The sequence below is a fragment of the Methylocystis sp. genome, from assembly GCF_051061225.1.
Classification (GTDB): domain Bacteria; phylum Pseudomonadota; class Alphaproteobacteria; order Rhizobiales; family Beijerinckiaceae; genus Methylocystis.
Genome location: NZ_JBPFEB010000028.1, coordinates 132,393 through 157,947, shown reverse-complemented (window position 1 = coordinate 157,947; position 25,555 = coordinate 132,393). Strand labels below are relative to the sequence as shown.

Sequence of the window (25,555 nt, the reverse complement as noted above, 5' to 3'; positions counted from 1 at the left end):
GGATCAGGACAGCTTCACGCAGTCCATCTGCTCGGGGGTCGACGCGCGCCAGCCGAGTTCGTCCTGTATGCGCCGCCGCAACGTATCGGCGGCGGTCGGCTCGCCGTGAGTGACGAAGGTCATGCGCGGGGGACGGGTGAAATTTCGCATCCAGCGCAGCAGGCCCTCGGCATCGGCGTGGGCGGAGAGCATGCCGAGATTTTGGACCTCGGCGCGCACCGACACATATTCGCCGTGGATCTTGATGGTCTGCGCGCCCGCGACCATCGCCGCGCCGCGCGTGCCCGCCGCCTGAAAGCCGGAGAAAAGGATCGTGTTGCGCGGGTCCGGCGCGTATTTCTTGATGTGATGCAGAACGCGACCGCCCGTCGCCATGCCGCTTGCCGAAATGATCACCTTGGGCGTCGTGTCTTCGTTCAGCGCCTTCGACTCTTCCACGGAGTCGACGTATTTCGCCACTGCGCAGGCGCGCCGGCGCTCCTCGTCCGAAAGCCTTTGGTCGTCGCTATGGCGCAGGAAGAATGCGCTCGCCTCCGCCGCCATGGGGCTATTGAGATAGACCGGCGTATCGGCGAGACGCCCGGCGGACTTCAACCGTTCGAGATAATACAGCAGCATTTGCGCGCGCCCCACCGCGAAGGCCGGAACGATCACCGTGCCGCCACGGGCGATCGTGCGCTCGATCACGGCCCCGATCGCCTCCTGCGCGTCGCGCGGCTCGTGCAAACGGTCGCCATAGGTCGACTCGACGATGAGATAATCCGCCGCATGCACGGGCTCCGGGTCGACGGTCAGCGGATCGTCATACCGGCCGAGGTCGCCGGAAAAGACGATCCGCCTGCCCTTCCAGTTCACCTCGACGATCGCCGCGCCGAGGATATGGCCGGCGCGACGCAGCCGCACCGAAGGTCCCTCGCGCAAATCGTGGTTGTCGCCGAACGACAGAGAAGAGAACGCCCTCAGCACGCGCTTCACATCCTGCGTGTCGTAGAGCGGCAAGGGCGGGCGATGTTTCGAGAAGCCGCGCCGCTCGGCGTATGCGGCGTCCTGCTCCTGCAGATGCGCAGCGTCGGCGAGCAAAATCTTGCACAGTTCGCGCGTGGCTTTCGAGCAATAGACCGGCCCGTCGAATCCGTCGCGCGCCAGGGCAGGCACAAAGCCGGAATGATCCAGATGGGCGTGCGTGAGAATGACCGCCGAGATGCTTTTCGGCTTGACCGGAAATGGCGCCCAATTGCGCAGACGCAGGTTCTTGAGCCCCTGAAACAGGCCGCAATCGACGAGAATGCGGTCGCCCTTGCTTTCGAGGAGATATCTCGAACCGGTGACCGTTCCCGCCGCGCCGAAAAAATGGAGATTCATGCCCGATCTCGCTGCAATCAAGGATCGCAGCCTAGTTCCGACCGGCGCGACTGTCACGCCCGGCGCGGAGCGATCGCTTCAGCGCGCGGCCGCCTTCAAGAACGCCTGACGCAATTCTAAAACGCCAGCGCGCCAGCCGCTGCTGCGCCGAGCAGGCAGAGGTCGTGAAGCGCCAGCGCCGTGCGCGACGGCGGGGCGCCTTCATGCAGCAGGCGCAGCGCCGCGACATTCACGGCGCCCCAGCCGACGCCGATGGCGAGAAGGCCGAGTGTGACGCTCGCAATGGAAAAGCCCGCATGAACCGCCCCCGCGCCCGCGAGCATGACGGCAACGCCGGCGCCGAGCGTGGGCAAGGGCGGGAACATGCCCGGCAGATAGGAAGCGACGGCGGCGGGACCATACATCGAGAACAGATGCCAGCCCATGGCGCCGCCGATGAAGGCCGGGCCGGCCGCGCAAACGGCAAGCGTCAGCGGCCCGTGCAACATGCCCGCCGACATGATGAACCAGGCGACGGCGCCGGCGATGGTCGCGACGACGAAGCCGCGCGAGAGGCTGGCCTGCCGCGACGAACGGCCCGGAGAAGAAACAGCATGCGGCATTCTCACGGCGAGCCCGAGGGCGGCGATGTGCAGACCCGAGGCCGTCAGCAATGTCGCGGCCGGGCTCGCGGCGAGCGATACGGCGAGCGGCGACAGCAGCGCCGCTCCGGCGCCGCCGGCAAGCACCATCAGGCTTCCGCGCGCGGAGCCCTGCGCCGCGATATGGCGATAGAACAGGGCGAAACCCTGGGCGAGCCCAAGCCAGAAGGCGCCGAGACACAGGCCGAAGAAATTGCTCTTTGCAATCGCAAAGGCGGCGAGCGCGCCGCCGGCCGCGCCGAGACTCGCGCCGAGCCCGAACGCCGCGCGCCGGCCAAAGGAATCGACCAGCATCGCCGCCGGAAAACTCGCCAGCGCGGCGCCGATCAGTAGCAACGCAAAGGGCCAGCCGATGCGTTCGACCGTTGGCGCCATCAAGCGGCTCTGTTCCGGCAGGACCGTGAGCACGAGCGCCTGCGCCAGCACCGCCAGCCCGAAGGCGCCGGCGAGCGTCAGGCGATTATCCGTGACATTGGCCCGCTGCACGGACGCCGGACAGGCGCAGTACAGCGCCCCGAGCCGCATGTCGGCGTCGTCCTGGCTCACTTCTCCTCCTCGACGTCATCGTCCATCAGCGCACGATGCGCGGCCCCGTCGAGGTCATCGAATTGCCCGCTCCTCAGCGACCACATGAAGCCCGCCAGCGCCGTCAATCCGAGCAGCAATGCGAGCGGGATGAGAAAGAGAAGCACGGTCATTCGGCAGGTTCCATGCTTGTCGGCGTCCCGTCCGCCTGAGTGAGACCGGCGATCTGCTCACCTTCCGGAGCGGGCGGTTGAGAGGCGGGCGCGTCGGAGCCGACAAGCCCCCTCCCTGCCCCTCCATGGCCGGCGCGCAGCGCGTTCAGCGTCACCAGAATGGACGAGCCCGACATGGCCGCCGCCGCGATCAGCGGCGTGAGCCATCCCGCCATGGCGAGCGGCACGGCGAAGACATTGTAGATCACCGACAGACCCAGATTCTCGCGCATCAGGCGCCGCGCCTTGCGGGCGAGATCCAGCGTCGCTACGACGGGCGCGAGACGCTCGCCGAGGAACACCGCATCGGCCGCCGCCTGCGTGATCTGCGTTGCGTCGATCGGCGAGATCGAGACATAGGCCGACGCGAGCGCCGGCGCGTCGTTCAGACCGTCGCCCACCATCAGAACCTTGCGGCCCTCGGCGCGCAGCGCATCGAGGCGCGCCACCTTGTCAGCGGGCTTCAGCGCGCCGGACCACTGCGTGACGTCGAGCGCGCGCGCGATCGTCTCCACCGCGTCGACGCGATCGCCGGACAAGATTTCGAGGGCGTAGCCGCGCGCCTTCAGGGCCGCGATCATCTCAACCGCATCGCTGCGCAGCGCCTGTCGGATCTGGAACAGCGCGGTCGTCTCGCCGTGGCGGAACGCGACGAAGGACACATCCGCGTCCAGCGCCCCGAGCTGCGCGGCCTCCGCCTCCAGCCCGCAGAAACGGGCCGAGCCCAGCCGCGCCTCGACGCCGTCGACCGTGGCCGAGACGCCCTGCCCGTGTTCCTCCCGCGCCGCGAGCGCCGCGCCTGTCGGCCGTTCCTGAGCGACCGCGCGCGCGAGCGGATGGCTGCTGGCGCGGGCCAGCCGGGCGGCGAGATCGAGCGTCGCCGGGTCGATGTCGGCCACGTTCGAGACCCTGGGCTCGGGCGTCGTCAGCGTGCCGGTCTTGTCGAACACGACGACGTCGGCCTCGGCCAGACGCTCGATGGCGTCGGCGCTGTTGAGCAGCACGCCGGCGCGAAACAGCGCGCCGCTCGCCACCACCTGCACGGCCGGAACCGCCAGAGCGAGCGCGCAGGGGCAGGTGATGATGAGCACGCAGATCGCTGTGATCAGCGCGTCATGCTCGCTCGCGCCGCGCCACAGCCAGAACAGCGCCGTGGAGAGCGCGGCGACATGCACCATCGGCGCGTAGAGGCGCGAGACGCGATCGGCAAGGCGCACATAGCGCGAGCGCGCATTCGTCGCCTTTTCCAGCAGCCGCTCGATATCGTCGAGCAGAGCCGCGCCCTTCGCCGATGCGACCCGGATCGTCAGCGCGCCGTCGTAATTCATGCATCCGGCGTAAACCTGATCGCCGGCTTTCACGGCGCGGCGCTGCGTCTCGCCGGTGATGAGACTCTCATCGAGCTGCGACGCCCCGCTTTCGACCACGCCGTCGACCGGCAGGCGCTCGCCGGGCCGCGACAGCACGAGATCGCCCGGCTCGATTTTGGCCAGCGGCGTCAGCGTCTCCGAACCGTCCGCGGACAGGCGGCAGGCCAGCGGCGCGCGCAGCGCCGCGAGATTGGCGGCGACGGCGCGCGTCTTGCGGCGCCTGGCGTGATCGAGGAAGCGGCCGAGCAGCAGGAAGGTCAGCAGCATCGCCGCGCTGTCGAAATAGGCGTGCTCGGCGTGGGTCAGCGTCTCATAGACGGACATGCCGAGCGCGAGCAGCACGCCGAGCGAGATCGGCACATCCATATTGAGCCGCCCGCCCCGCAACGCGGCGAAGGCGCTTCTGAAGAAGGGCTGGCCCGCGAACGCCGCCGCTGGCAGGGCGATCAGGGCCGACACGCCGTGGAAGAGATCGCGGGTCGACGGATCGATGTCGCCGCCCTCCCCGCCGCCGACCCACACGCCAACCGACAGCAACATGATGTTCATCGAGGCGAAGCCCGCGATGGCGAGGCAGCGCAGAAGCCAGCGCGCGGTCTCGGTCTCCTCGCGCTCGCTTTCGGCAAGCTCGAAGGGATGGACCGTGTAGCCCATGCGGCGCAGGCGTTCGAAGGCGCGTGTGAGATCAAAGGAGTCGTCCCGCCATTCCAGCAGCAGGCGGCGGTCCGTGTAATTGACCCTGGCTGTCTCCAGCCCCGGCAGATCGGCGAGTCCGTGCTCGATTTCGCCGATGCAGGCCGCGCAGGTCATCCCGTCGATCGCCGCCTCGAAACGCCGCGCGCCATCCGGAGCGCTGGTCACCAATGACACATAGTCGAAAGCGGCGGTCATGCGGGCGTTCCCCTCGCAGGCGCTGAAGAAGCGCCCTCTACTCCATGTTGATCCGGCTCTTCGAGCGGAAGACTTCACGCCCGTCGCGCGCCGCCGTCAAGACGAGATCGCGCTGGCCTTTGGGAAGCTTCACCGCCGCCGCGTAGCGGCCCGGCGCGGTCTCGCCGAGCTTCACACGAACGTCTTTCGCCAGATCGGCCGGCGCGGCGAACAGCGCGGTCATTTCCGCGCCCGTGACGTTTGCGCCAGCGGCGTCGCGCGCGACGACGCGAATCTCGCTCTCGCCCGGCGCGATCCGCGACAGCGTCACATCGACTTTCCACTCGCGCGCCGCCTGCGCGCGGGCCTGCGCAATGTCCTTGTTGTAGGCGAGGCCGCGCTCATAGGGGTGCGGCGTCACCTCGCCGGAAAACGTCCCGAGCGCCTTGTAGATCATCAGCCCGTCGACGACGCCCACGACAAGGAAGAAGCCGACGATCATCGCCAGCACCTTCCAGCCATTGAGCGGCCTGCCGCCGGCCTCGTAATCCGAAAAGCGATCCGGCTCATTCTGGTTCTCGAGTCGATTGCTCATGACCATGCTCATCGGCGGACCTCACGGCGTGATGAAAACGTCCTTCACCTCGATGGCGGCGCCCGTCGCGGCGTCAGTCACGGTGAAGACGACGGGCGTCTGGCCTTTTGCAGCGGCCGCGCCGTGGGTCGAGAGCAGAACGCGCGCCTCGCGGGTTTGATCCGCCCCCACCTCGATCGTGACCTTGCCCTTGGCGTCGGCGGGAACGCCGACGACCTCGGTCTGCGCACCCGGAACACCCGCGACGGACAGCACGAAGCGACGCACATCCGGCTTCTTGTTGGAGAATCGGAGCGTGTAACCGTTGCGCACGCCGCCGTCCTTCAGCCGCACGGCAAGCGGATTGCGATCATGGAGCACGTTCACATGCATGTCGTCGCGCGTGGCGAGCATCACCGACATGAAGCCGCCGATCGCGAGGATGAGCACGGCGTAGAAGACAGTCCGCACGCGCAGCGGCTTGTAGATCGGGGCTTCCCCGCATTCGCGCCGCTTGAGGTTCATCTCGGTGTCGTAGGCGATCAGCCGCGTCGGTCGATGCAGCTTCTCCATGATGGAGTCGCAGGCGTCGATGCACAGGCCGCACTGGATGCAGCCGAGTTGCGCGCCCTTGCGGATGTCGACGCCCGTCGGGCAGACCGCGACGCACTGGCCGCAATCGACGCAATCGCCCGCGGCCGCCCCCGCCGCGCGCGCGGCGGTCGCCGCTTTCGCCGACATGCGCGGCTCGCCGCGATCGAAGCGATAGGTGACGTTCAACGCATATTCGTCGGTCAGCGCGGCCTGAATGCGCGGCCAGGGACAGGCGTGCAGACAGACCTTCTCACGCATCCAGCCAGCGAAGATATAGGTGGTGAAGGTGAGAATGCCGATCCACAGATAGGCTTCGCCGACCCCAGGCTGGAAGGTCGCGAGCTTGTAGACGAGAGTCGGCGCGTCGGCGAAGTAGAGCACCCAGACGCCGCCGGTCCACCACGCGATGAGAATCCAGACGAAATGCTTGGCGAACTTCTTGCGGATCTTGTCGACCGTCCACGGTCCGTTGTCGAGCCGGATGCGGTCGCGGGCGTCGCCCTCGATCCAGCGCTCGGTCGTCATGTAGAAGTCTGTCCACACGGTCTGCGGACACATGTAGCCGCACCAGATGCGGCCGGCCACAGCGTTCATGAGGAACAGCGTGAGCGCCGCGATGATCAGCAGGCCGGTGAGGTAATAGACTTCCTGCGGCCAGATTTCGATGAAGAAGAAGTAGAAGCGCCGATGCGGGAAGTCGACGAGCACGGCCTGACTGGGCGCGTCCGGCCCGCGATGCCAGCGCACGAAAGGCAGGAAGTAATAGATGGCGAGCGTCGCGAACTGGATGCCCCATTTGATGTGGCGGAAATGTCCGTCGACCTTCTTGGGGTAAATCCTGCGCGCTTCCTCGACGATGTGTTCGTCTGTGAGCGTATCGTGGATGGACATGGCTTTGCTCTTTCCTGCGAGGCCCCCTCCCCTCCCCTGCTTCGCGGGAGAGGGGACGCTCATGATCGAGAGTGTCGATGACGGCGCCAATCGGCTCCCTCTCCCGCGAAGCGGGGGAGGGATTGGGAGGGGGCGGCCCCGCCTTTACTGCCCGCCGCCGAGCGAATGCACGTAGACGGTGAGCGCCTTGATCGTCGTGTCGTCGAGCTTGCCCTTCCAGGCCGGCATCACCGCGCCGCCGCCATTGACGATGCGCGAAACGACCGACGGCTTGTCGGAGCCATAGAGCCACACCTGGTCATAAAGCGCCGGCGCGCCAAGCTCGGGATTGCCCTTGCCCTCCACGCCGTGACAGGCGGCGCAATTCTCGGCGTAGAGCTTCTCGCCCTCGGGCGTCGGCGCGTCCGAATCCGGCGTTTCCGCATAAGTGCGGACATGATCCGCGACGACGGAAATCTGCTCGGGCGTCAGAATGCCGTCGCGGCCAAAGGCCGGCATGGCGGAGACATGGGTCGCCTTGTCGGCGTCCCAGCGCACGCCATGCTCGATCGTCTGCTTGATGTCGGCGAGCTTGCCGCCCCAAATCCAGTCGTCGTCATTGAGATTGGCGTAGCCCTTGGCGCCCTGCCCGCCCGCGCCATGGCACGAGGCGCAGTTGGTCGCGAACGCCACCTTGCCGACGGTGCGGGCGGCGGCGAGCAGTTCCGGATCGGCCTCGATCTTGTCGAGCGGCGCGTCCTTGATCTTGTCGAGCACGGGGCCGCGTTGCACCTGCAGATCGGCCACTTCGGAGGCCACCTGCTCGCGCGAATGCCACGCCGTCAGACCCTGCGTGCCGCCGGACAGCGTCGGCCATGCGGGATAGACAATCGTATAGGCGACGCCCCAGATCACCGTCACCGCGAAGGTCCACACCCACCAGCGCGGCAGCGGCGTGTTCAGTTCTTCGATGCCGTCCCATTTATGGCCGGTGGTCGGCGTGCCGCTGACCTCGTCAATGCGGACCTTGCCTTTGTCAAACGTGTCCTCAGACATCGTCGTCGTCCTCTCGGAAGGGAATGCGTGCGTCCTGCTCGAACTGCCGCTGGCGCGAGGGCCAGAAGGCGTAGGCGACGGCGCACAGAAAAATGACGCCGAAGAACATCAGACCCCAGTGGGCCGCGAAGGCCCGCCAGCTTTCATAGGTCGATAGCGCTTCGGCGGTTCCGGCGTTCATGCGATCACCTGACGTTCGCCTTGTCGTCGTAGATTTTGAAATCCACGGAGACGCCCAGATGCTGGAGATAGACGACGAGCGCGTCCTCCTCCGTCGGGCCGGTCTTCGACGACGAATCGGCGGAAACCGCGTTGGGATAGCGCGACGCCACTTCAGCCGCGCCCGGCGCGTCCGGAGACGACTGCGCCAGAAGATCGGCGCCCGCATTTTCGATCTGCACGTCGGTATAGGGCACGCCCACGACGCGCAGCATCTTCATCTGCTCCTGCACATGCTCGGCCTTGAGCGGCGTCGCCGCGAGGAAGGGATAGCCCGGCATGATCGAGGGCGGCACCACGGCGCGCGGATTGCGCAGATGGTCGCGTTGCCAGTCGTTCGAATATTTGCCGCCGACGCGCGCGAGATCGGGTCCCGTGCGCTTCGAGCCCCACTGGAACGGATGGTCATACATGCTCTCGGCCGCGAGAGAATAATGGCCGTACCGCTCCACTTCGTCGCGCAGGGGCCGGATCATCTGCGAGTGGCAGACGTAACAGCCCTCGCGGACATAGATGTTGTAGCCCGCGAGTTCGAGGGGCGAATAGGGACGGACGCCCTCCACCTTCTCGATCGTGTTCTTCAGATAGAACAGCGGCACGATCTCAACGATTCCGCCGACCGACACCAGCAGCAGAATGCCGACGATCATCAGGATCGAATTGGTTTCGAGGAGCTTCTGGAGCCCGCCGCTCGCGGGCGTATGTTGAGAGGGTTGCGACATGATGTTCCTCCTCCTCACTCGGCCGGCATGGGCGACACGGCGACGTCTTGCGACGCTTCACGCGCAGGCGAGGCGAGGGTCTTGTAGATGTTGTAGACCATGATCAGCGCGCCGATGACGAAGAGGCCGCCGCCAATCGCGCGGATGACATATTCCGGATGCAGCGCCTCGGTGGTCTCCACGAAGGAGTATTCGAGGAAGCCCTGCGGCGTGTAGGCGCGCCACATGAGGCCCTGCATGATGCCAGCCACCCACATCGACGTGATGTAGAAAACGATGCCGATGGTCGAGATCCAGAAGTGCCAGTTGACGAGCTTGAGCGAATAGAGCTGCCGGTTGAACACCCAGGGGATCAGGCAGTAGAGCGCGCCGAAGGTCACGAAGGCCACCCAGCCGAGACTGCCCGAATGCACGTGGCCGATGCCCCAGTCGGTGTAATGGGAGAGCGCGTTCACCGCTTTCACCGACATCAGCGGACCCTCGAAGGTCGACATGCCGTAAAAGGCGACCGACACGACCAGCATGCGCAGCACGGGGTCGGTGCGCAGCTTGTCCCAGGCGCCGGAGAGCGTCATCAGACCGTTGATCATGCCGCCCCAGGAGGGCATCCACAGCACGACGGAGAACACCATACCCAGCGTCTGCGCCCAGTCGGGCAGCGCCGTATATTGCAGATGGTGCGGTCCCGCCCAAATGTAGAGGAAGATCAGCGACCAGAAATGCACGATGGAGAGCCGGTAGGAATAGATCGGCCGGCCCGTGCGCTTGGGGATGAAGTAATACATGATCCCCAGAAAGCCCGTGGTGAGGAAGAAGCCCACGGCGTTGTGGCCATACCACCACTGGATCATCGCGTCCTGCACGCCCGCCCACACGATGACGGACTGCGGCGAGAAGATCGAGACCGGAATCTCGGCGTTGTTGCCGAGCACCAGAACCGCCACCGTCACGATGAAGGACAGGTAGAACCAGTTCGCCACATAGATATGCGGCTCGGTGCGGCGCGCGAGCGTGACGAGATAGATGAGCAGATAGGTCACCCAGACCACGACGAGCCAAAGGATCGCATACCATTCAGGCTCGGCGTATTCATGCCCGCGCGTGACGCCGAGCAGATAGCCCGTGCCCGCGATGACGATGAAGAAATTATACCCCAGCACGACGAACCACGGCGCGAGATCGCCCGCCATTCGCGCCCGGCAGGTTCGTTGCATCACGTAGAAGGACGTTGCGAGCAGCGCATTGCCGCCGAAGGCGAAAATCACCGCCGACGTGTGCAGTGGCCGCAGCCGCCCGAAATTGATCCAGGGCAGATCGAGATTGAAGACCGGGAAGGCGAGCTCCAGCGCGAGATACAGCCCGACAATGAACCCCGCGACGCCCCAGAACAGCGAGGCGATGGACGCGAATTTGATCGGCCCGTAATTGTAATTCGGCCGCCCGTCGATCATCAGCGGCGCCGGCTGCGCGTCGCGCGCGCGGTACCGAAGGACAATCGCGGCCACCGCGCCGATGGAGCCGAGCGAGAAGAGCGCGGCATGGAAGGCAAAGGCGGGCGTATAGGCCCTCGACGCAATGTAGCCAGCCGCAATCGCGAGTGCGGCGAAAATCGCGATCAGCGATTTCTCGCCGAAGGTCATATGTTTCGCGATGAGAGGGGGGCGCTCCATGATCTTTTATCCTCTGGAGGTTTCCGCAATTCTTGTGGATGCGAGAGTTCGCCAACGCCAGTAGAGCATTGCACAGCCGCCTTACGCGCAGCTTTGCTTGACGGCCGCATTGTACAGCGCAACATGCCACGAAATTTGATGGATATCAAATATTAGCCACTTCAAATGCACATGCGCGGAATTGTCACAGATCAAATCCTGCGAACGCAGATCATGCCTGTCGCGCCTTGGGTTTGCGCGCCTTGTTTATCTTTTGTTGCAAATTGAAGACTGTGGCCGGCGCGTCTTCGTGCGATTATGTCGCAGGGCGCCGGGCCGGTAAAGGGGCCTCTCAGCAGGGATAGAAGCGGTGCGTCCCGAGAAGCGATCCGAGCGGGCCGGTATGGCGAATCTGCGCGAGCGGACGCGCGAAAAACTCGCCGCTGCCGGAGTAGGGATAGCCATAATCGCAGGTTGGATCGGGTCCCGGCGCGCCGGCCGGCGTCGCATTGGCGAAGGCGGGAGTCGACGCGTAGAATTGCAGACCGTTGAGGGAGACCGGGACCCAGTCCTTCCCCCTCCCCAGGACCACGACGTCCGTATCTTTCGGCGCGATCACGACGACCGGGCTCTTTTTGACCGGCTCGGCGCGCAGTTCGACGGGAGCCTGAAGGGTCACCACATTGGTCGGCGCGCAACCCGCCGTGCAGAAAATGGCGAGACATATCGCCGGGGTAACGAAAAACCGCCGCATCTGAACTCCCGCCTCGCGCGCCGCGTGCGCCAGCGCAAATCGCCAAGTCGCGCCGCAGTCTAGAAGAAAGTCTCCAGCTTCGAAACCGGCGAAAGGGAGGCGGCGATGGCCATGGGGGACAATGTTCGGTCAAGCCCTCGACACCCGCGCCGGCGCGCTCCTATTCTCTTGCAGTGGACTCCACGCTCTCCCGCGAATTGGGGCGCCTACATGCGACGTCTTGCACTTTCCCTGTTGATCGCGGGAGCGGCGTGCGCGCTCTCTCCTGATCATGCCTTTGCGAAGGACACGGCCCACGAGACGGCGTCGTCCGTTTTGGTCTCCCCGGCGCAACTGCCTCTCGACCGCGACGGCGCCGCCCTGCTGACCATCCCCGCGCCCGGCCGCTACTCCATTCGCTCGAAAAGCCCCACAGGCGCGCGCATCGAACTTGTCGACATGATCGCGGGCCCGCTCGAGTCCTCGGGCGCCGCCGGCTTGCGCGACGGCCGCATCGACGCATTGCTGGACAAGGGCGTCTACAAAGTGCGGCTGGGCGCGGTGAAGGATGCGAAGGGCGCGGCGGGCATCGTTGTCGAAAGCTTCTCGGACGTCGACAAGACACGCCCCGCGCTATCCGCCGGCGCTGTGGTCGGAGGCGAACTCGGAGACCTCCAGCAGCGCAGTTATGCGCTCGAAATCAAAAGCGAGGGTCCGGTCTATCTGGAGGCGGTCGGGCGCGCGCTTCAGGATCTGCGGGTCTGGCAGGCGGATGGCGCGCTCGTCGATCTCGCCTTCGAACGCACGACCATCGAAACCAGGCCCGGCCGCTTCATGAACCGGCTGCGGCTCGAAGGCCGGCTGGAGCCCGGCCGCTATCTCGTGACCGCCTATGGCGGCGAGAAACTCGCCTGGACAGACGGCGCCGCCGCCCAGCCCTTCATGTTGCGCCTCGCCGAACCCGGACAGCTTGCGGCGGGTGTCGCCGAAGGGGTCATCGGCCCCTTTGGCTCCGCGCGTTACGAGGCGCCGGCCAGCGACGACGCCTTCCGCCTCGAACTGCCCCAGCAGGCCCCTGCCCGTCTGGACGCAAGGCGCGGGACGACGCGCGAGACCGCGTCGATCTCGAAATCGAGCCGCGCGCCGGTCGCGACCCTCCGGCTCGCGAGCGACGGGAGCGCCCCGGCGCGTGTGGACATCACCGGCCATGAGGGCCAGAGCTACGTGCTGCGCGCCCTGCGCCACTCCAACCGCGAGACCTTCGAGGCCGCCGGGCCGCATCTGGTGTCGGTGGATGTCGCGGGCGAGGGCGGCGACGAGGCGCCCGCCACCGCCCTGCTCGCCCGCCTCGAAAGCGACGGCAAGACGCGGGTCATCGCCTCCGACCTCCCCCGCATCGGCGCCGGCAAGGCCTGGCGCGCGCGCTTCAATTTGGCTGGCCCCGTGTCCCTGCTGTTCGAGGCGACGCGGGACGGTCCGGTTGTCGTCGACGCCAAGGGGCTGAAACTGCGCGCGACGATCGAGCCCGCGCTCGGCTCGCTCGCGCCGCCGCGGGCGAGTGGCGCGGAGCGGACGCGCTACGATCTCAGCGCCGGCTTCTATCTGCTGTCACTGAACCCGACTGGCGACACGGGCGGCGTCGTGGATCTGACGCTCGGGCCGCCGGGCCTCTCCGTCCCCGCGCCCGTCGCCCTGCCGGCGCGCGCGACCATCTCCTTTGGCGAGCAGACGCTCGAAAACGGCTCCTATCTCCTTCTGACCAACACGGCGCCGCAGCTTCTCGCCGGCCCGCGCGTCGTTCCACTCCCCGTCGCGCTGGACAAGGCGCCGCTGGCGCTGCGGCAGGAGGCCGGCCAGACGCTCGCGCTCCCCCTGCGCCTGCCGAAGGACGGCAAGGTCATCGCCCGCGACGCGACGGGCGCCGAGGCGCCGCTGGCCTTGGAGGGCGAGAAGGTCGAGAACGACCAGAGGCTCGTCACGGTCAAGATCGCGCCGGCGGACAAGGCGCGCGCGCTGGGGCTGATCTACGTCCCGCCGGCGCCGCCCGCCCCGGAGACGGCGACGACGGACGGCGCAACCGCCGGAAAGGCCGCGCGCGCGACCGCTGGACGCCCGGCCTTTTTCGATCTCGCCCGCGACGAAACCCGGCGCCTGTCGTTCGACGCGCCGCAGGGCGGCCTCTATCGCATCGAAACGCTCGGCCGCCTGAAGACCGCCCTGCGCGTCGGCGCGGCGGTTTCGCCGAAGCTCGGCGAAGGGGAGGCGAACGGTCCGGGCGCCAATGGTCTGGTGACGACCTATCTGCGCGCCGGCGCCTATCGCGCCGCCGTCACGGCGAAGGATTCCGCCGGGCATGTGGGTCTTGCCGTCACTCCGGCGGCGCTGGCGCCGACGGCGAAGATCGTCGACGCTGGCGAATCGCGCGCGACGCTTGCGCCCGGCAAGGGCGCGATCGTGCTGATCGAGATCACCCGCGCCGGCGATTATCGCCTGTCGCTCGCGAGCCTGACGCAGGACCTTGAGGCCCGTATCGAGGACGCCGACGGCTGGCCGCTCACCAAGCCCGGCGCGTTCAAACACAGAACGCAGCGTCTCGAACCCGGCGCCTACCGCCTCGTGGTCAGTCCCGGCGATGTCGAGACGCGCATGATCGCGCGCATGGCGCCCATCACCCCCGAGACGGCGCTTGCCGGTCATGGCCCGCATCCGCTCCCCTTCGGGAAGACGCAGAAGCTGCAATGGCGCGAGCCGCAGGCGAAGGACGCGCCGCGCGCGCCGGATGTCTGGCGCTTCGCGCTCGCGGGCGACTCCGATGTCGAAGTCGCCATCGGCGAGGGCATGATCGGCGAGGTGATCGGAGGCAAGGACGAGTCGCTCGGCAAGGTCGTCGGCGACCGGCCATTCAAGGCGAAGCTCGCCGCAGGCGCCTATCGCATCGAGGCGCGCAGCCTCGCCCATGACGACCGGCTGGATTACGACATCACTCTGTCCTCGCCGCAATTGCAGCCGGGCGCGCCGCGGCGCGTCGATCTGCCGGCGCGGCTCGATTTCACCCTGGCCGCCGACAGCGTCGTCGATCTGTCGAGCTTCGGCGATACGGAAACCATCGGCGTGCTCAGGAATGGCGCGGGCGAGGTCGTGGAGCGGCTGGAGCCTCGCGCCAATGACTGGAACGTCGCCCTCTCGCGCCGCCTGCCGGCCGGCGCCTGGAGCCTGGAGCTGGAGGCGCTCGGCCCCACGCGCGGCCCCGTGACAGAAGGCAGCACGGATGAAGGGGCGGGCGCCGAAGACGTTGCGCAAGACTCTCAGGACGAGGCGGCGGACGCGACGGCCGACGCCGCCGATGACGCCGCCGCGCAGCAAGATGAAGAAGAGGATGACAGCGGCGTCGAGGTCCGTCTCGCGATCATGAGCGAGAAGGACGGCGCGGCGCTTTCGGCGCAGGGCGAGACGACGCTTGCGGGCGGCGGCGCGGAGCGTCTGGCCCTGCCCGCCGCGCCGCCCGGCGCGCTCGCGGTGGTGGCCGCCCGTTCGGCCGGAGACGTCGCGCTCTCCATCGAGACGCGCGGCGCGGATGGCGTCTGGCGGGTCGTCGGGGCCGAACGCGGCCTTGCCCCCGCCGTCGCCTGGCCCGCGCCGGAGGACGGCGGCGACTGGCGCGCGACCGTCTGGCCGGTCGGCGGCGGCGTTGAGCCGATCACCGTGGCGGCGCGCGCCATTGAGCGCCGCGCGCAGGCGGCCGGGGACGTCTCCTTCAGCGAAACGGACATCGCGCCGCAGCTCTGCGTCGCGAAGATCGACGCGCCGAAGGCGGCTCTCGTCGATCTTGCCGCGCCGGCGGGCGTCCTCGCCGGTTCGGCGCCCGGGCGGCTGCTGCGCGGCGTGCGCTCCGGCGCGCTGGCGCCTCAGGCGCAGGCGCTGTGGCTGCTGACCCGCACTTGCAAGACGAAGGCGAAAGTGGACGCCTTCGAGTGGCTCGGACAGGATATCGCCCTCGACCTGGACGCGGGCGAGCGCGCCATCCTGCCGGCGCCCGGCGCGCCGCGCGGCAAGACGCGCCTGTGGCTGGCGCGCTCCACCTTCACGCAACCCGCCATCGACGGCGGCGCCGGCATGGGCGTCGCCGATGGCGCCGCGCTGGCGCTCGCAGGCGAGGCGCCGCTCCAGATGTGGAACGCCAGCGCGTCCGCGCCGATGCGGGCGACGCTCTCGGCCATCGACGTCGCGCAGCGCGAGGCCATCAAGGCCGGCGCCGGCTTCTCGGGGCTCGTTCCGCCGATGAGCGCGCAACCGGTCGAGCTGGAGGCGTCGGACGCGCCGCTTGCCGTCGACCTCGCGGGGGGCCTCGCCGGCTTCGTCGGCAAGACCGCCGTCTTCGGCGACGGCGCGGCGGCCTCGCGCGTCATCCACGACGGGGGCGTTCGCGTGCTGCTGGTGAACATGACCGCGACCCCGCAGCCGGCGCGCGTTTCGCGCCAGAGCGACGCGCGTCTGACTCTGGACGACAGATCGGCGCTGAAGCGCTTCTTCGGCGCCGCCGGCCAGATGTCGCTGCCGCTGCTGGCGCGGACCGGCGACCGCCTCGTCGTCATCGGCGCCGACGCCACCGTGATCTCGGCGGCCGGCCGCATCCTGCGCGGACGCGAACTGACTCTCGACGGCGCTGGCGAACTTCTGCTCGATTACGAACCCGGCCTTGTCGCCGCATGGATCGAGCGGAACGGCGCGGCGCCCTGGCCGCAGCCGACAGCGCGCGCGCTGACTCTGCCGCAGCGCGTGACGCTCGACGGCGCCGCCGCGCGCTTCTCCCTGAAAGGCGACGCGCCCGCGATGCTCTCGGCGTCGAGCGGCGCGCCCGCGCTGGTCTCCTTCACGCAGAACGGCAAGCGCGAGACCTTCGCCTTTCCTGCCGGCGTGGAGTTTCGTCATTACATGGGGGCGGGCGAGGCGACGCTCGATCTCTACGCCCCGCATGATGGCGTTTTGTCGGGCGCGCTGGACGTGCGCGCGCAGCCTGTGATCGAGGCGCATGAGGGTGTCAACGACGCGATCGTCGTCGCCCCCGGCGCCGCCGCGCTCTTCTCCTTCGAGACCAAGCGCGACGGCGATATTGGCGTTGGCGTGCGCAGCGAGCCCGACCGCGTCGCCGCGCGCCTCTTCGACGCCAGCGGCAAGACGCTGGCCGAGGGCGCCGGCCAGGTCGTGAAGCTTGCGCCCGGCCGCTACTTCCTCGAAGCGCGCGTCCCCCCTGAGGCGCGCGCGACGACGATCCGGGCGGCGATCGTCGGCCTCTCGCCCCCGCCCGCCGCGCCGCCGGAGGAGATCGTCGCCGAGCTTCTCGACAAGGCCGGGATGAAGAAAAGCAAGTGAGACGAAGCGCCGCCGCGCCGCGCCGCGCCGCGACGGCACAGAGGAAAGTTGCTGCGATGAAAAAGACCCTGCTTCTTGGACTGTGCGCGGCCATTTCGCTTGCGACGCCGCTGCGCGCCGGGACGCCCCCGCAATTCGACCGCGCCCAGCGCGTCGACGGGGCGCGCATGACGCCGGACCGTTTTCTGCGCGCCTATGATCCTCTCACCATCTTCTTTCCCGGCGATGTCGGGCCGAAGGCCGGCGGGCCGGAAGACATGGCCTCGAAATACGCCAGCGTCACGCCGCAGCCCGCCGGCGAATGGCGCTGGATTGGCCCGCGCGCCCTGCAATTTCGTCCCGCCGAGCCATGGAAGCCGCTGTCGCGGGTGATGGTGAAAAGCGGCGGCGCCGAACAGAAGCTCGTCGCGCTGCTCCCTGCCCCGACATCCAGCAATCCCGCCGCCGACGCCGACCCGATGCCCGAGCTCACGCAAATTTCGCTGACCTTCGCGCAGCCGGTGGACGCCGCCGCGCTCGCGCGGCTGATCAGCGTGGAGCTGCGCCCGGCCCCTGGAATCTCTCTGCTCGGGGGGCAAATCCTCAGCCCCTCGGCCTATGACTTGCGCGCGCTCGAACGCAGCGCCCCCGGCGACGCGCAGACCTATGTGCTGCGGCTGCGCGACAGCGTCGCCGACGGCCGCGTCGCCATTCTGCGCCTCAGGCTCTCGGACGAACCCGGCCTCGACGACGAAACCTACGAGCTGCGCATCCGCACCGCTCTCCCCTTCGCGGTGACGGAGGCCAATTGCGGACGCGGCTGGGACGACAACAAGCTTGGCGGCGTGCTGCGCTGCGCCGCCAATGGCGACGCCCCCGCGCCGGACAGCGGCGCCGAGGACGGCGGGGACGCGGCGTCTCTCTACGCGCCGGCCAACAAGCGGCGCCTCACCTTCAGCTTCAACGCCGAGCCCCAGGCGCCGGATATTTTGCAGGCGCGCGAAGCGCTGCGCATCACGCCGCCGGTCGACGATCTCGCGGTCGAGGCCGATGGGACGCGCCTGCGCGTCAGCGGCAAGTTTCTCTCCGACAAAGTGTATGAAATCGCCATCGCGCCCGGCGCGCTGAAGGACAAGCGCGGACGGCCGCTCGCGGGCGCCTACGCGCAACGCTTCGCCTTCACCCGCGACATTCCGGCGCTGCAATGGGACGCCGGCTACGGGCTCGTCGAGCGCTTTGGCCCGCAGCTTCTGCCCTTGCGCGGGCGCGGATATGACCGCGCCGACATTCGCGTCCACGCGATCGACCCGCTCGCGCGCGACTTCTGGCCCTTCCCCGAACATGGCGTCGAAACCAGCGACGCGGAAGCGCCGCCGCTGTCCGGCAATGAACCGGCGCGCTGGGCGGAAAGCGCCAACATCGAAGCCGACGCCATCAAGGCGCGCCTCAAGACGCTCGGATCGCCCGCCATCTCGCGGCTTGTCGATCTGCCGATCAAACGCAACGGCGCCGACGCGAAATTCGGCGTCGATCTCAAGGAGGACTTCGCGCGCATCGCCGGCCGCGAGCAGCCGGGGACCTATCTCGTCGGCCTGCGCGCCGTCGACTCCGACACGCGCAAATGGCTGCGCGTGCAGGTGACCGACCTCTCGCTTTCGGCGATCGAGGAGCCGACGCGGGTGCGCTTCGCCCTTACCTCGCTGGCGACGGCGCAGCCGGTGAGCGGCGCGCAAATTCGCGTCGAAGGCGTCAAGGACGACAAATTCGTCACCCTCGCCACCGGAACGACGGACGCGAGCGGCTTCTTCTCATGGACGCCCGCGAAGCGCGGCGACGGCGAATTGCGTCGCGTCGTGGCGAGCAAGGGGCTCGACACGCTGGTGATCGACCCTGACAGCGCGCCGTCCGAATATGCGAAGGAGCTGTGGTCGAAGCCGGAAGCCGCCTGGCTCTCCTGGACCGGCGAAGCCGACACGCCGCGCGCCGAAAAGCCGCGCACGCTCTGCCATGTCTTCTCCGAGCGGCCCATCTACCGGCCCGAGGAGCCTGTTCACCTGAAGGGCTATGTGCGCAGCTACAAGGGCGGCGCGCTGAGTCTCGCCAGGAGCGGCGGCGCGCTCGTCGTCACCGCGCCGAACAATCAGGAATGGCGCATTCCGGTGAAGCTCGACGCGAGCGGCTCCTTCTACCACAAGTTCGACGCGCAGACGCCCGCGACCGGCGATTACGCGGTGAAATTCGAACCCGACGCGCCGAAGCCGAAGAAAGCCGAAAAGACGCAGGACGCCGAGGCGGGCGAGGAGGACGCGGCCGAGCCCGCGCAGGATGTGTCCTGCGGGCAGTTCACCTTCAAGAAGGAAGCCTATCGCCTGCCGACCTTCGAGGTGGTGCTGAACGCGCCGCAGACGGTGGCGCTCGACGGAACCTTCGACGTCGATCTCCTCGCCCGCTATTTCGCGGGCGGGCTCGCGGCCGACCGGCCGGTGAAATGGCGCGCGGCGCAATTCCCGCATGTCTTCACGCCGCCCAACCGCGAGGGCTTCCTGTTCTCGACGGACGCGCGCTTTTCCGGCGACGGCAAGTTCAAGTCCAGCGCCGTGCTGGAGCGTGACGCGCGCACGGACGCCGGCGGCGCCGCGCGCATGACCTTCGACACGACGATCGAACCCACTGCCCAGCCGCGCCGCTATTCGATCGAAGCGACTGTCACCGGCGATGACGGCGTGGACGTGCGCAACGTGCAGAACATCATCGCTCTCCCGCCCTTCGTGCTCGGCGTGAAAACGCCGCGTTACGTGGAGCGCGCGGGCGTGGTCACGCCCGAAATCATCGCCGTCGACGGCAAGGGCGAGGCCATCGCGGGCCTCGACATGACGCTGCGGCTGATCAAGCGCAACTGGATTTCGACGCTTCAGGCGAGCGACTTCGCGCAGGGCGCGGCCAAATATGTCACGCAGGCGCAGGACGAGACGATTCTGGAACGCAAGGTGACGAGCGCGAAGGACGCGCAGAAGATCGCGCTCGAGGCGAAGAGCGCCGGCGTCTATCTGGTGCAGCTCGAAGCCTATGACCGGCTCAAGCGGCGCCAGCAGGTGAGCGTCGACTTTTTCGTCGGCGGCGACACGCCCGTGACTTTCGCGCGGCCGCCCGCCTCCTCCGCCACGGTCACGACCGACAAGGAAAAATACGCGCCGGGCGAAACCGCGACGCTTGTCATTCAATCTCCCTTCCAGAACGCGCGCGCGCTCGCCATCGTCGAAGAGCCCAACGGCGTCTATGACTACAGCTTCGTCGACATCGCCAACGGCTTCGGCCGCTTCCCGCTGACTTTGACCAAGGAGCAGACGCCGAAACTCGCCGTTCACTTCCTGATCATGCGCGGGCGGCTGAAGGACAGCGCGCCGCAGCCTTCCGCCAATTTCGATCAGGGCAAGCCCGTCACCATCGCCGCGACGAAGTGGATCGAGGTCACGCCGGTCAAGAACATCGTCAATGTGAAGATCGAAAACCCGCTCAAGGCGCGGCCCGGTCAGGAAGTGGAGGTCGCGCTGCGCCTCACCGACGACGCCGGCAAGCCCATTGCGGGCGACGCCACATTCTGGCTCGTCGATCAGGCGGTGCTGTCGCTTGCGAAAGAGCGTCCGCTCGATCCGCTGCCGGATTTCATCGTGGCGCGCGAGACGAAAATGGCCGCGCGCGACACGCGCAACATGGCGTTTGGCGTCATCCCGCTCGAAGAGATCGCCGGCGGCGACGGCGATCTTCAGGAATGGGGCGCGGAAAACAATATTTCGGTGCGCAAGAATTTCACCCCCGTGCCGATCTATCTTCCCAGCGTGAAGATCGGCGACACTGGCGTCGCGAAGATCAAGTTCACGTTGCCGGACACGCTGACCGTGTTCAAACTGCGCGCCAAGGCGGTGAGCGGACCGGATCGTTTCGGCGCGGCGGGAAGCGAAATGCTCATCCGCCAGGAGCTTGTCGCACAGCCGGCGCTGCCGCGTTTCATCCGCCCCGGCGACGCTTTCGACATTGGACTCGTGGCGCGCATCGTCGAAGGCCCCGGCGGCGCCGGCAAGGCCGCCATCGCGGCGCCCGCGCTGAAACTGTCGGGCGAGACCAGCCGCAGGATCGAGTGGGCGCAGAACCGTCCCGTGCGCGTCGATGTTCGCGCCGAGGCGCCTGCGGCTTTGCAGGAGAGCGCGCCCATCACTTTCCGCATAGAACGCGACGCCGACCACGCGCGCGACGCGGTGCAGATCGACTTGCCCGTCAAGCCCGATCGCGAGCCGACCAGGCGTTACGAGGTGATCGAGATCGCGCCGGGCGAGACCAGGACGCTGGCCGCGACGGGCGACGCGGCGCGGCCGAACACCTTCTCGCGAGAGATTGTCGTCGCGGCCGACCCCGCGCTCGTCAAGCTTGTCGCGGGGCTGACCATGCTCGTCGACTATCCTTATGGCTGCACCGAGCAGAAGCTGGCGCTGGCGCGCGCCGGCCTGTCCCTGAAAGGCTTTTCACCGATCCTCGCGGCGGCGGGATTGCAGGATCGCGTCTCGGCGAGCGTGAGAAGCGCGGCGCAGCAGATCGAACAATCGGTCGACGGCGACGGGCTCGTCGCGTTCTGGCCGCGTGCGCGCGGCAATGTGCTGCTCACGGCCTGGGCCTATGATTTCCTCGCGCGCGCCGAGCGCGCCGGCGAGCCCGTCAACAAGACGCTGCTCGACAGGCTCGCCAATATTCTGAAGCTCTCCCTGCGGTCGGATTATACGCGCCTGCTCGCCGGCGAGGACATGCGCGAGCGCGCGGCGGCGCTGGCCGCGCTCGCGGAAGGCGGCAAGCTGGACGAGTCCTACGTGGCCGAACTCGCGCGGCGCGCCGATTTCCTGCCCAATGAAAGCGTGGCCGAAATGGCGGCGGCCGCGGCGCGGCTCACCAATGTCGATCAGCGCATTCTCGCGTCGCTGATGGAAACCATGTGGGGCCGCGTGAAATTCGCCAGCCGGAACGGGACGCAGGTCTATGCGGGACAGGCGGGCGACAGCGCGTCGGACGTCGTCCTGCCGTCGGAGACGCGCAGCCTCGCCGAAATGCTGCGCGCCGGCGCGCTCGCAACGCCATCCGATCCGCGCGCGGCCGTATTGCGCGACGCGTTGCTGCGGCTGGGCGAAGGCGACGGCTGGGGCACGACCAACGCCAACGCCAGCGCCATCGAGGCGCTCGCCGAAGGTTGGCGGCGGCCCGTGATCCCGCTCACGGTCTCCTTCGCGCAAGGCGGCGCGCCGCAAACCGTCACGATCGACGCCAATACGCCGGTCGCGCGCCATGTCTCCAGTTCGGATGCGCCGCTTGCCATCGCCAACACGTCCAACGCGCCGCTGATCGCGCTGGTCGAGACGCGCTACATGCCCGCCGAACCCGGCGCGCAGGCGCAGGCGGCGAGCGAGGGGTTCGTCGTCACGCGTCAGAGCTGGCGCGTGAAGAATGGCCAGGCGCCGGAAAAGCTCGATGCGACGAACGGCGTCATTCATGTGGCGCAGGGCGACGTCATCGAGGAGACGGCGGAGCTCGTGAACCCGGAGGATCGCACGTACGTCGCGATCTCGCTGCCGCTCGCGGCGGGCTATGAGCCGCTCAATCCCAACATCGCCACGGCGCCAGCCGAAGCGCAGCCCTCGAGCGCGCCGACCCTCGCGCCGACCTGGGTGTCCTATGGCGACGACCGCGTGCTCTACGCCTATGACTCGCTGCCGAAGGGCAATTACCGCTTCGCCTTTCGCCTGAAGGCGCAGACGGCCGGCGCCTATACGCAGCCCCCGGCGCTGGCCGAGACGATGTACAAGAAAGGTGTGCGCGGCGTGAGCGCGGGCGCCCGCGTGGAGATTGCGAAGCAGCCATGAGCCGCAAGCCGCTCCTTGTCGCGCTCGCGCTGCTCGCGGCGGCGGCGGGCGGCGGCGTCCTGATCGCGCGGGACGCCGTGCGGAGCGCCACGCTTGTCGCGCCGCCGGCGACCTCGATCGTCTATGACCGCAACGGCGCCTTTCTGACCCAGATCGGCAATGTCTCCCGTGGCGATGGGCGCGTGGACTACGGCTATTGGCCGCTCGCGCAAATCCCCGAACGCGTCGCGCGCGCGACGCTCATTCTGGAGGACCGGCGGTTCTCCGCGCATCCGGGCGTCGATCCGCGCGCCGTGCTGCGCGCCGTGTGGAACAATTTGATATCCGGGCGGCGCATCGAAGGCGCGTCGACCATCGCCATGCAGGTCGCGCGCATGCAGGCGCCCGCCCCGCGCAGCCTCCTGAACAAGGTGCGCGAGGCGGCGGCCGCGGTCGCCATCGTCGCCGCCAACGGCCACGAGGCGACGCTTGCGCATTATCTGCGCCTCGCGCCCTATGGTCTCGGCAGCCATGGTATCGCGCACGCCGCGCGCTTCTATTTCGACAAGCCCGTCGACGATCTGTCCTGGGCGCAGGTCGCGCTGCTCGCCGCCATTCCGCAATCTCCGGGACGCATGAATGTGACGCGTGAAAGCGGCCTTCGGCTCGCGGTCACGCGCGCGCGCTACGCGATTTCGCAACTGGAAAGAGAGGGCGCGCTCGACACCGCGCAAGCCGAGATGGCGCGGCGCGAGCTTGCGGCCATGCGCCCTCTGACAGCCAAACGCCGTCCCGAGACGCTGCATCTCGCCTTGCGCTACGAGCGTCTGGCCCGCGAAGGCCGGGTACGCGCCGCGTCTCCCGACGATCCGCGCATTCATGCGACGATCGACCTCGCGATCGAGCGCGACGCCGCGCAGCTCGCGCGCCGTTATCTGTCGATCTTCCGCAACGCCGGCGCGCGTCAGGTCGCGGTGATGGTCGCGGAGCGCGGCTCCAACGCGGTCATCGCCGACGTCGGCTCCGCCGATTACGACGATCCACGCGCGGGCGCTTTCGATTTCACGCGTGTGGCGCGCTCGCCCGGCTCGACGCTGAAACCCTTCATCTATGCGTTGGCGCTGGAGCGCGGCGCGCTCAAGCCCACCGATCTTCTCGACGACATTCCCGAGGGCGCATCCGGCGTCGCCAACGCCGACGGGCTCTATCTCGGCCCGATGACGGCGCGGCAGGCGCTCGCCAATTCCCGCAACGTGCCCGCGACGAATCTACTGCGTCGCGTCGGATTAGAGGCGAATTTCGATTTCTTCCACGAGCTTGGCCTGCATAATCTCGACGCCCCGGCCGAGCGCTTTGGCGTCTCCATGGCGATTGGCGCGCTGCCGACGCGGCTCGAAGACCTGATGCGCGCCTATGCGGCGCTGGCGGATGACGGCGTCATGAACGGGCTGTCCTTTGCGCGCGACGAGCTGAAACCGCCGCCGCGCCGCGTCATGTCGGTCGACGCCGCGAGGCTCGTCACCTCCTTTCTCGCCGATCCGCAAGCGCGGCTGCCGTCCTTCCCGCGCTATGGGCCGCTGGAATATCCGTTCGCGGTGGCCGTGAAGACCGGCACGTCGCAGAATTACCGAGACGCCTGGACGCTGGCGTTTTCACGAGACTACATCGTCGGCGTCTGGCTCGGCCGGGGCGACGCGAGCGGCATGCGCGCGCTCGCGGGGGCCAATTCGGCGGCGCGGCTGGCGCACGCCGTAATGACGCGTCTGCATGGCGCGCGGCCCGGCGACATCGCGCGCGACGCTTTCGCGCCGCCGCCCGGCCGCATCGCCGTCGATCTCTGCCGCGCCGACGCCGGCGCCGCCTGCGCGCAAACGCTGCGTGAATGGGTGAAGCCGGAGGACCTCGCCGCCGCGCCCGCGACGGCCGCCGCGCATGTCGAGGACGCCGCAGGGGAGTCGGCCGCGCTGGTGATCGCCACGCCGGAGCACAACATGCACGTCTGGCGAAATCCCGAACAACCGGAGGGGCTCAACCGGCTTGCGCTGAAACTCGCGGGAAGCGCGGGCGCGGCGCAGATCGTCTGGATCGTGGATGGCGCGCCCTTCGCGGTCGCTCAGGGAGACGAAACCGTTTTCTGGCCGATGACCCCCGGCGCGCATCGCATCCAGGCCAGGCTGGCGTTGGCGCCCGTGTCGTCGCGACCGGTGAGGGTCACGGTGGAATGATGCTTCAGGCGGCGTCGATTTGCGCGATGGCTTCGTCCCACGCGTCGCGGCGTCCGCTTCCGTCGCGCGCCTGGCGCCAGAGGGCCTTCCGTCGCAATTGCGCAAGATGCGCCCGGTAGTGGCTCTCACGTTTTCCAGCGTCGCCTCCCCAGCGGTTCGAGCGCCGGCGCGCTCTCGCCTTGTATTTGGACAACACGTGGCCAATTCGTTCGTCACGTGTGCCGGGGGGCGCGGAAACCGCCTGCACGAGGCGCTGGACCGCGAATTCCGACAGGCTCTCAATCAAATCCGCTTCAGCCTCGCCATTGGCTTCGAGAAGAAGCTTCGCTCCCTCCTTCATGGCGAACGCCCATTGCGGCCGAAGCGACGGAAACAGGGAGGGCGCGGCAAGAACGACAACCCCAAGTCCTGCAAGCGCGAGCGGATGATTTTTCAATGCATCTTCGAAGAGAGTCATGAGCGCCTCTCGGGGCAGAACATGTTAACGGCCCGTCCTCCGAGGAGGAACGGGCCGTTTGCGGTTGTCACCGGATCGCGAATGAACGCTTTCCTCGAACCGCAGAAGAAGAACCGGCTGAACGGATGGCGGTTCCGGGAGCAGTGGGATTTTTTTGGGAAATGGGACTGCCCCCTCCCCAGCCCTCCCCCGCATCGCCGGAGAGGGAGCAGAGCGGGGCTTCACCGAGAGCGCTGATCATGAGCGTC

Annotated in this window: 15 protein-coding genes; 3 read left to right on the top strand and 12 right to left on the bottom strand. The window is 67.9% G+C overall.

The window, feature by feature from the left end:
* Positions 1-3 precede the first annotated feature (3 nt).
* The 11 genes from ACR652_RS06420 to ACR652_RS06370 all read right to left on the bottom strand — a co-directional run bounded on the left by ACR652_RS06420 (position 4) and on the right by ACR652_RS06370 (position 11,418).
* On the bottom strand, positions 4-1,362 hold the full coding sequence (locus ACR652_RS06420) for an MBL fold metallo-hydrolase RNA specificity domain-containing protein (RefSeq protein ID WP_434505691.1): 1,359 nt from the start codon (positions 1,360-1,362) through the stop codon (positions 4-6).
* A gap of 116 nt (positions 1,363-1,478) precedes the next feature.
* Positions 1,479-2,549, bottom strand: coding sequence for an MFS transporter (locus tag ACR652_RS06415; RefSeq protein WP_434505690.1), 1,071 nt, complete (start codon positions 2,547-2,549; stop codon positions 1,479-1,481).
* Complete coding sequence (gene ccoS / locus ACR652_RS06410) at positions 2,546-2,701, bottom strand: cbb3-type cytochrome oxidase assembly protein CcoS (protein ID WP_434505689.1); 156 nt, start codon at positions 2,699-2,701, stop codon at positions 2,546-2,548. Before ccoS ends, ACR652_RS06415 begins: the two co-directional genes overlap by 4 nt.
* Positions 2,698-5,001 carry a heavy metal translocating P-type ATPase gene (locus ACR652_RS06405; RefSeq protein WP_434505688.1) on the bottom strand — a complete coding sequence of 768 codons (2,304 nt, stop codon included), beginning with the start codon at positions 4,999-5,001 and terminating at the stop codon, positions 2,698-2,700. Before ACR652_RS06405 ends, ccoS begins: the two co-directional genes overlap by 4 nt.
* Before the next feature lie 37 nt (positions 5,002-5,038).
* Positions 5,039-5,575, bottom strand: coding sequence for a FixH family protein (locus ACR652_RS06400; RefSeq protein WP_434505687.1), 537 nt, complete (start codon positions 5,573-5,575; stop codon positions 5,039-5,041).
* A 21-nt stretch (positions 5,576-5,596) separates the two neighbouring features.
* Positions 5,597-7,039: a cytochrome c oxidase accessory protein CcoG gene (gene ccoG, locus ACR652_RS06395; protein ID WP_434505686.1), complete on the bottom strand. Its 1,443-nt coding sequence runs from the start codon at positions 7,037-7,039 to the stop codon at positions 5,597-5,599.
* A 144-nt stretch (positions 7,040-7,183) separates the two neighbouring features.
* Entirely contained in the window at positions 7,184-8,074 is an 891-nt protein-coding gene (gene ccoP / locus ACR652_RS06390) for a cytochrome-c oxidase, cbb3-type subunit III (RefSeq protein WP_434505685.1), read from the bottom strand.
* Complete coding sequence (locus tag ACR652_RS06385) at positions 8,067-8,255, bottom strand: cbb3-type cytochrome c oxidase subunit 3 (protein WP_434505684.1); 189 nt, start codon at positions 8,253-8,255, stop codon at positions 8,067-8,069. The genes ccoP and ACR652_RS06385 overlap by 8 nt, the downstream gene beginning before the upstream one ends.
* 4 nt (positions 8,256-8,259) lie before the next feature.
* Positions 8,260-9,015, bottom strand: a complete 756-nt coding sequence (gene ccoO / locus ACR652_RS06380) for a cytochrome-c oxidase, cbb3-type subunit II (RefSeq protein ID WP_434505683.1) — start codon at positions 9,013-9,015, stop codon at positions 8,260-8,262.
* Positions 9,016-9,029: 14 nt separating this feature from the next.
* Positions 9,030-10,685 carry a cytochrome-c oxidase, cbb3-type subunit I gene (gene ccoN / locus ACR652_RS06375; protein WP_434505682.1) on the bottom strand — a complete coding sequence of 552 codons (1,656 nt, stop codon included), beginning with the start codon at positions 10,683-10,685 and terminating at the stop codon, positions 9,030-9,032.
* Positions 10,686-11,016: 331 nt separating this feature from the next.
* The gene (locus ACR652_RS06370; protein ID WP_434505681.1) at positions 11,017-11,418 is read right to left on the bottom strand and encodes a hypothetical protein; all 402 of its coding nucleotides are present in this window, start codon (positions 11,416-11,418) and stop codon (positions 11,017-11,019) included.
* 210 nt (positions 11,419-11,628) lie between these two features.
* Between ACR652_RS06370 and ACR652_RS06365 the strand changes: the two genes are divergently transcribed.
* The 3 genes from ACR652_RS06365 to ACR652_RS06355 are packed head-to-tail and all read left to right on the top strand — an operon-like array spanning position 11,629 to position 24,850.
* Positions 11,629-16,767, top strand: a complete 5,139-nt coding sequence (locus tag ACR652_RS06365) for a hypothetical protein (protein ID WP_434505680.1) — start codon at positions 11,629-11,631, stop codon at positions 16,765-16,767.
* Positions 16,768-16,823: 56 nt separating this feature from the next.
* A complete protein-coding gene (locus tag ACR652_RS06360; protein WP_434505679.1) occupies positions 16,824-22,646 on the top strand; it encodes an alpha-2-macroglobulin in 5,823 nt (1,940 codons plus the stop codon).
* The gene (locus tag ACR652_RS06355) at positions 22,643-24,850 is read left to right on the top strand and encodes a transglycosylase domain-containing protein (RefSeq protein WP_434505678.1); all 2,208 of its coding nucleotides are present in this window, start codon (positions 22,643-22,645) and stop codon (positions 24,848-24,850) included. The genes ACR652_RS06360 and ACR652_RS06355 overlap by 4 nt, the downstream gene beginning before the upstream one ends.
* 4 nt (positions 24,851-24,854) lie before the next feature.
* On the opposite strand, the gene ACR652_RS06350 is transcribed toward ACR652_RS06355, so the two are convergent.
* Complete coding sequence (locus ACR652_RS06350) at positions 24,855-25,307, bottom strand: hypothetical protein (RefSeq protein WP_434505677.1); 453 nt, start codon at positions 25,305-25,307, stop codon at positions 24,855-24,857.
* Positions 25,308-25,555: the final 248 nt, after the last annotated feature.

Excerpts from the sequence above, each read along its gene's own strand:
- ACR652_RS06420 (WP_434505691.1), bottom strand. The coding sequence starts at position 1,362 with ATGAATCTCCATTTTTTCGGCGCGGCGGGAACGGTCACCGGTTCGAGA.
- ccoS (WP_434505689.1), bottom strand. The coding sequence starts at position 2,701 with ATGACCGTGCTTCTCTTTCTCATCCCGCTCGCATTGCTGCTCGGATTG.
- ACR652_RS06405 (WP_434505688.1), bottom strand. The coding sequence starts at position 5,001 with ATGACCGCCGCTTTCGACTATGTGTCATTGGTGACCAGCGCTCCGGAT.
- ACR652_RS06400 (WP_434505687.1), bottom strand. The coding sequence starts at position 5,575 with ATGAGCAATCGACTCGAGAACCAGAATGAGCCGGATCGCTTTTCGGAT.
- ccoG (WP_434505686.1), bottom strand. The coding sequence starts at position 7,039 with ATGTCCATCCACGATACGCTCACAGACGAACACATCGTCGAGGAAGCG.
- ccoP (WP_434505685.1), bottom strand. The coding sequence starts at position 8,074 with ATGTCTGAGGACACGTTTGACAAAGGCAAGGTCCGCATTGACGAGGTC.
- ACR652_RS06385 (WP_434505684.1), bottom strand. The coding sequence starts at position 8,255 with ATGAACGCCGGAACCGCCGAAGCGCTATCGACCTATGAAAGCTGGCGG.
- ccoO (WP_434505683.1), bottom strand. The coding sequence starts at position 9,015 with ATGTCGCAACCCTCTCAACATACGCCCGCGAGCGGCGGGCTCCAGAAG.
- ccoN (WP_434505682.1), bottom strand. The coding sequence starts at position 10,685 with ATGGAGCGCCCCCCTCTCATCGCGAAACATATGACCTTCGGCGAGAAA.
- ACR652_RS06370 (WP_434505681.1), bottom strand. The coding sequence starts at position 11,418 with ATGCGGCGGTTTTTCGTTACCCCGGCGATATGTCTCGCCATTTTCTGC.
- ACR652_RS06365 (WP_434505680.1), top strand. The coding sequence starts at position 11,629 with ATGCGACGTCTTGCACTTTCCCTGTTGATCGCGGGAGCGGCGTGCGCG.
- ACR652_RS06360 (WP_434505679.1), top strand. The coding sequence starts at position 16,824 with ATGAAAAAGACCCTGCTTCTTGGACTGTGCGCGGCCATTTCGCTTGCG.
- ACR652_RS06355 (WP_434505678.1), top strand. The coding sequence starts at position 22,643 with ATGAGCCGCAAGCCGCTCCTTGTCGCGCTCGCGCTGCTCGCGGCGGCG.
- ACR652_RS06350 (WP_434505677.1), bottom strand. The coding sequence starts at position 25,307 with ATGACTCTCTTCGAAGATGCATTGAAAAATCATCCGCTCGCGCTTGCA.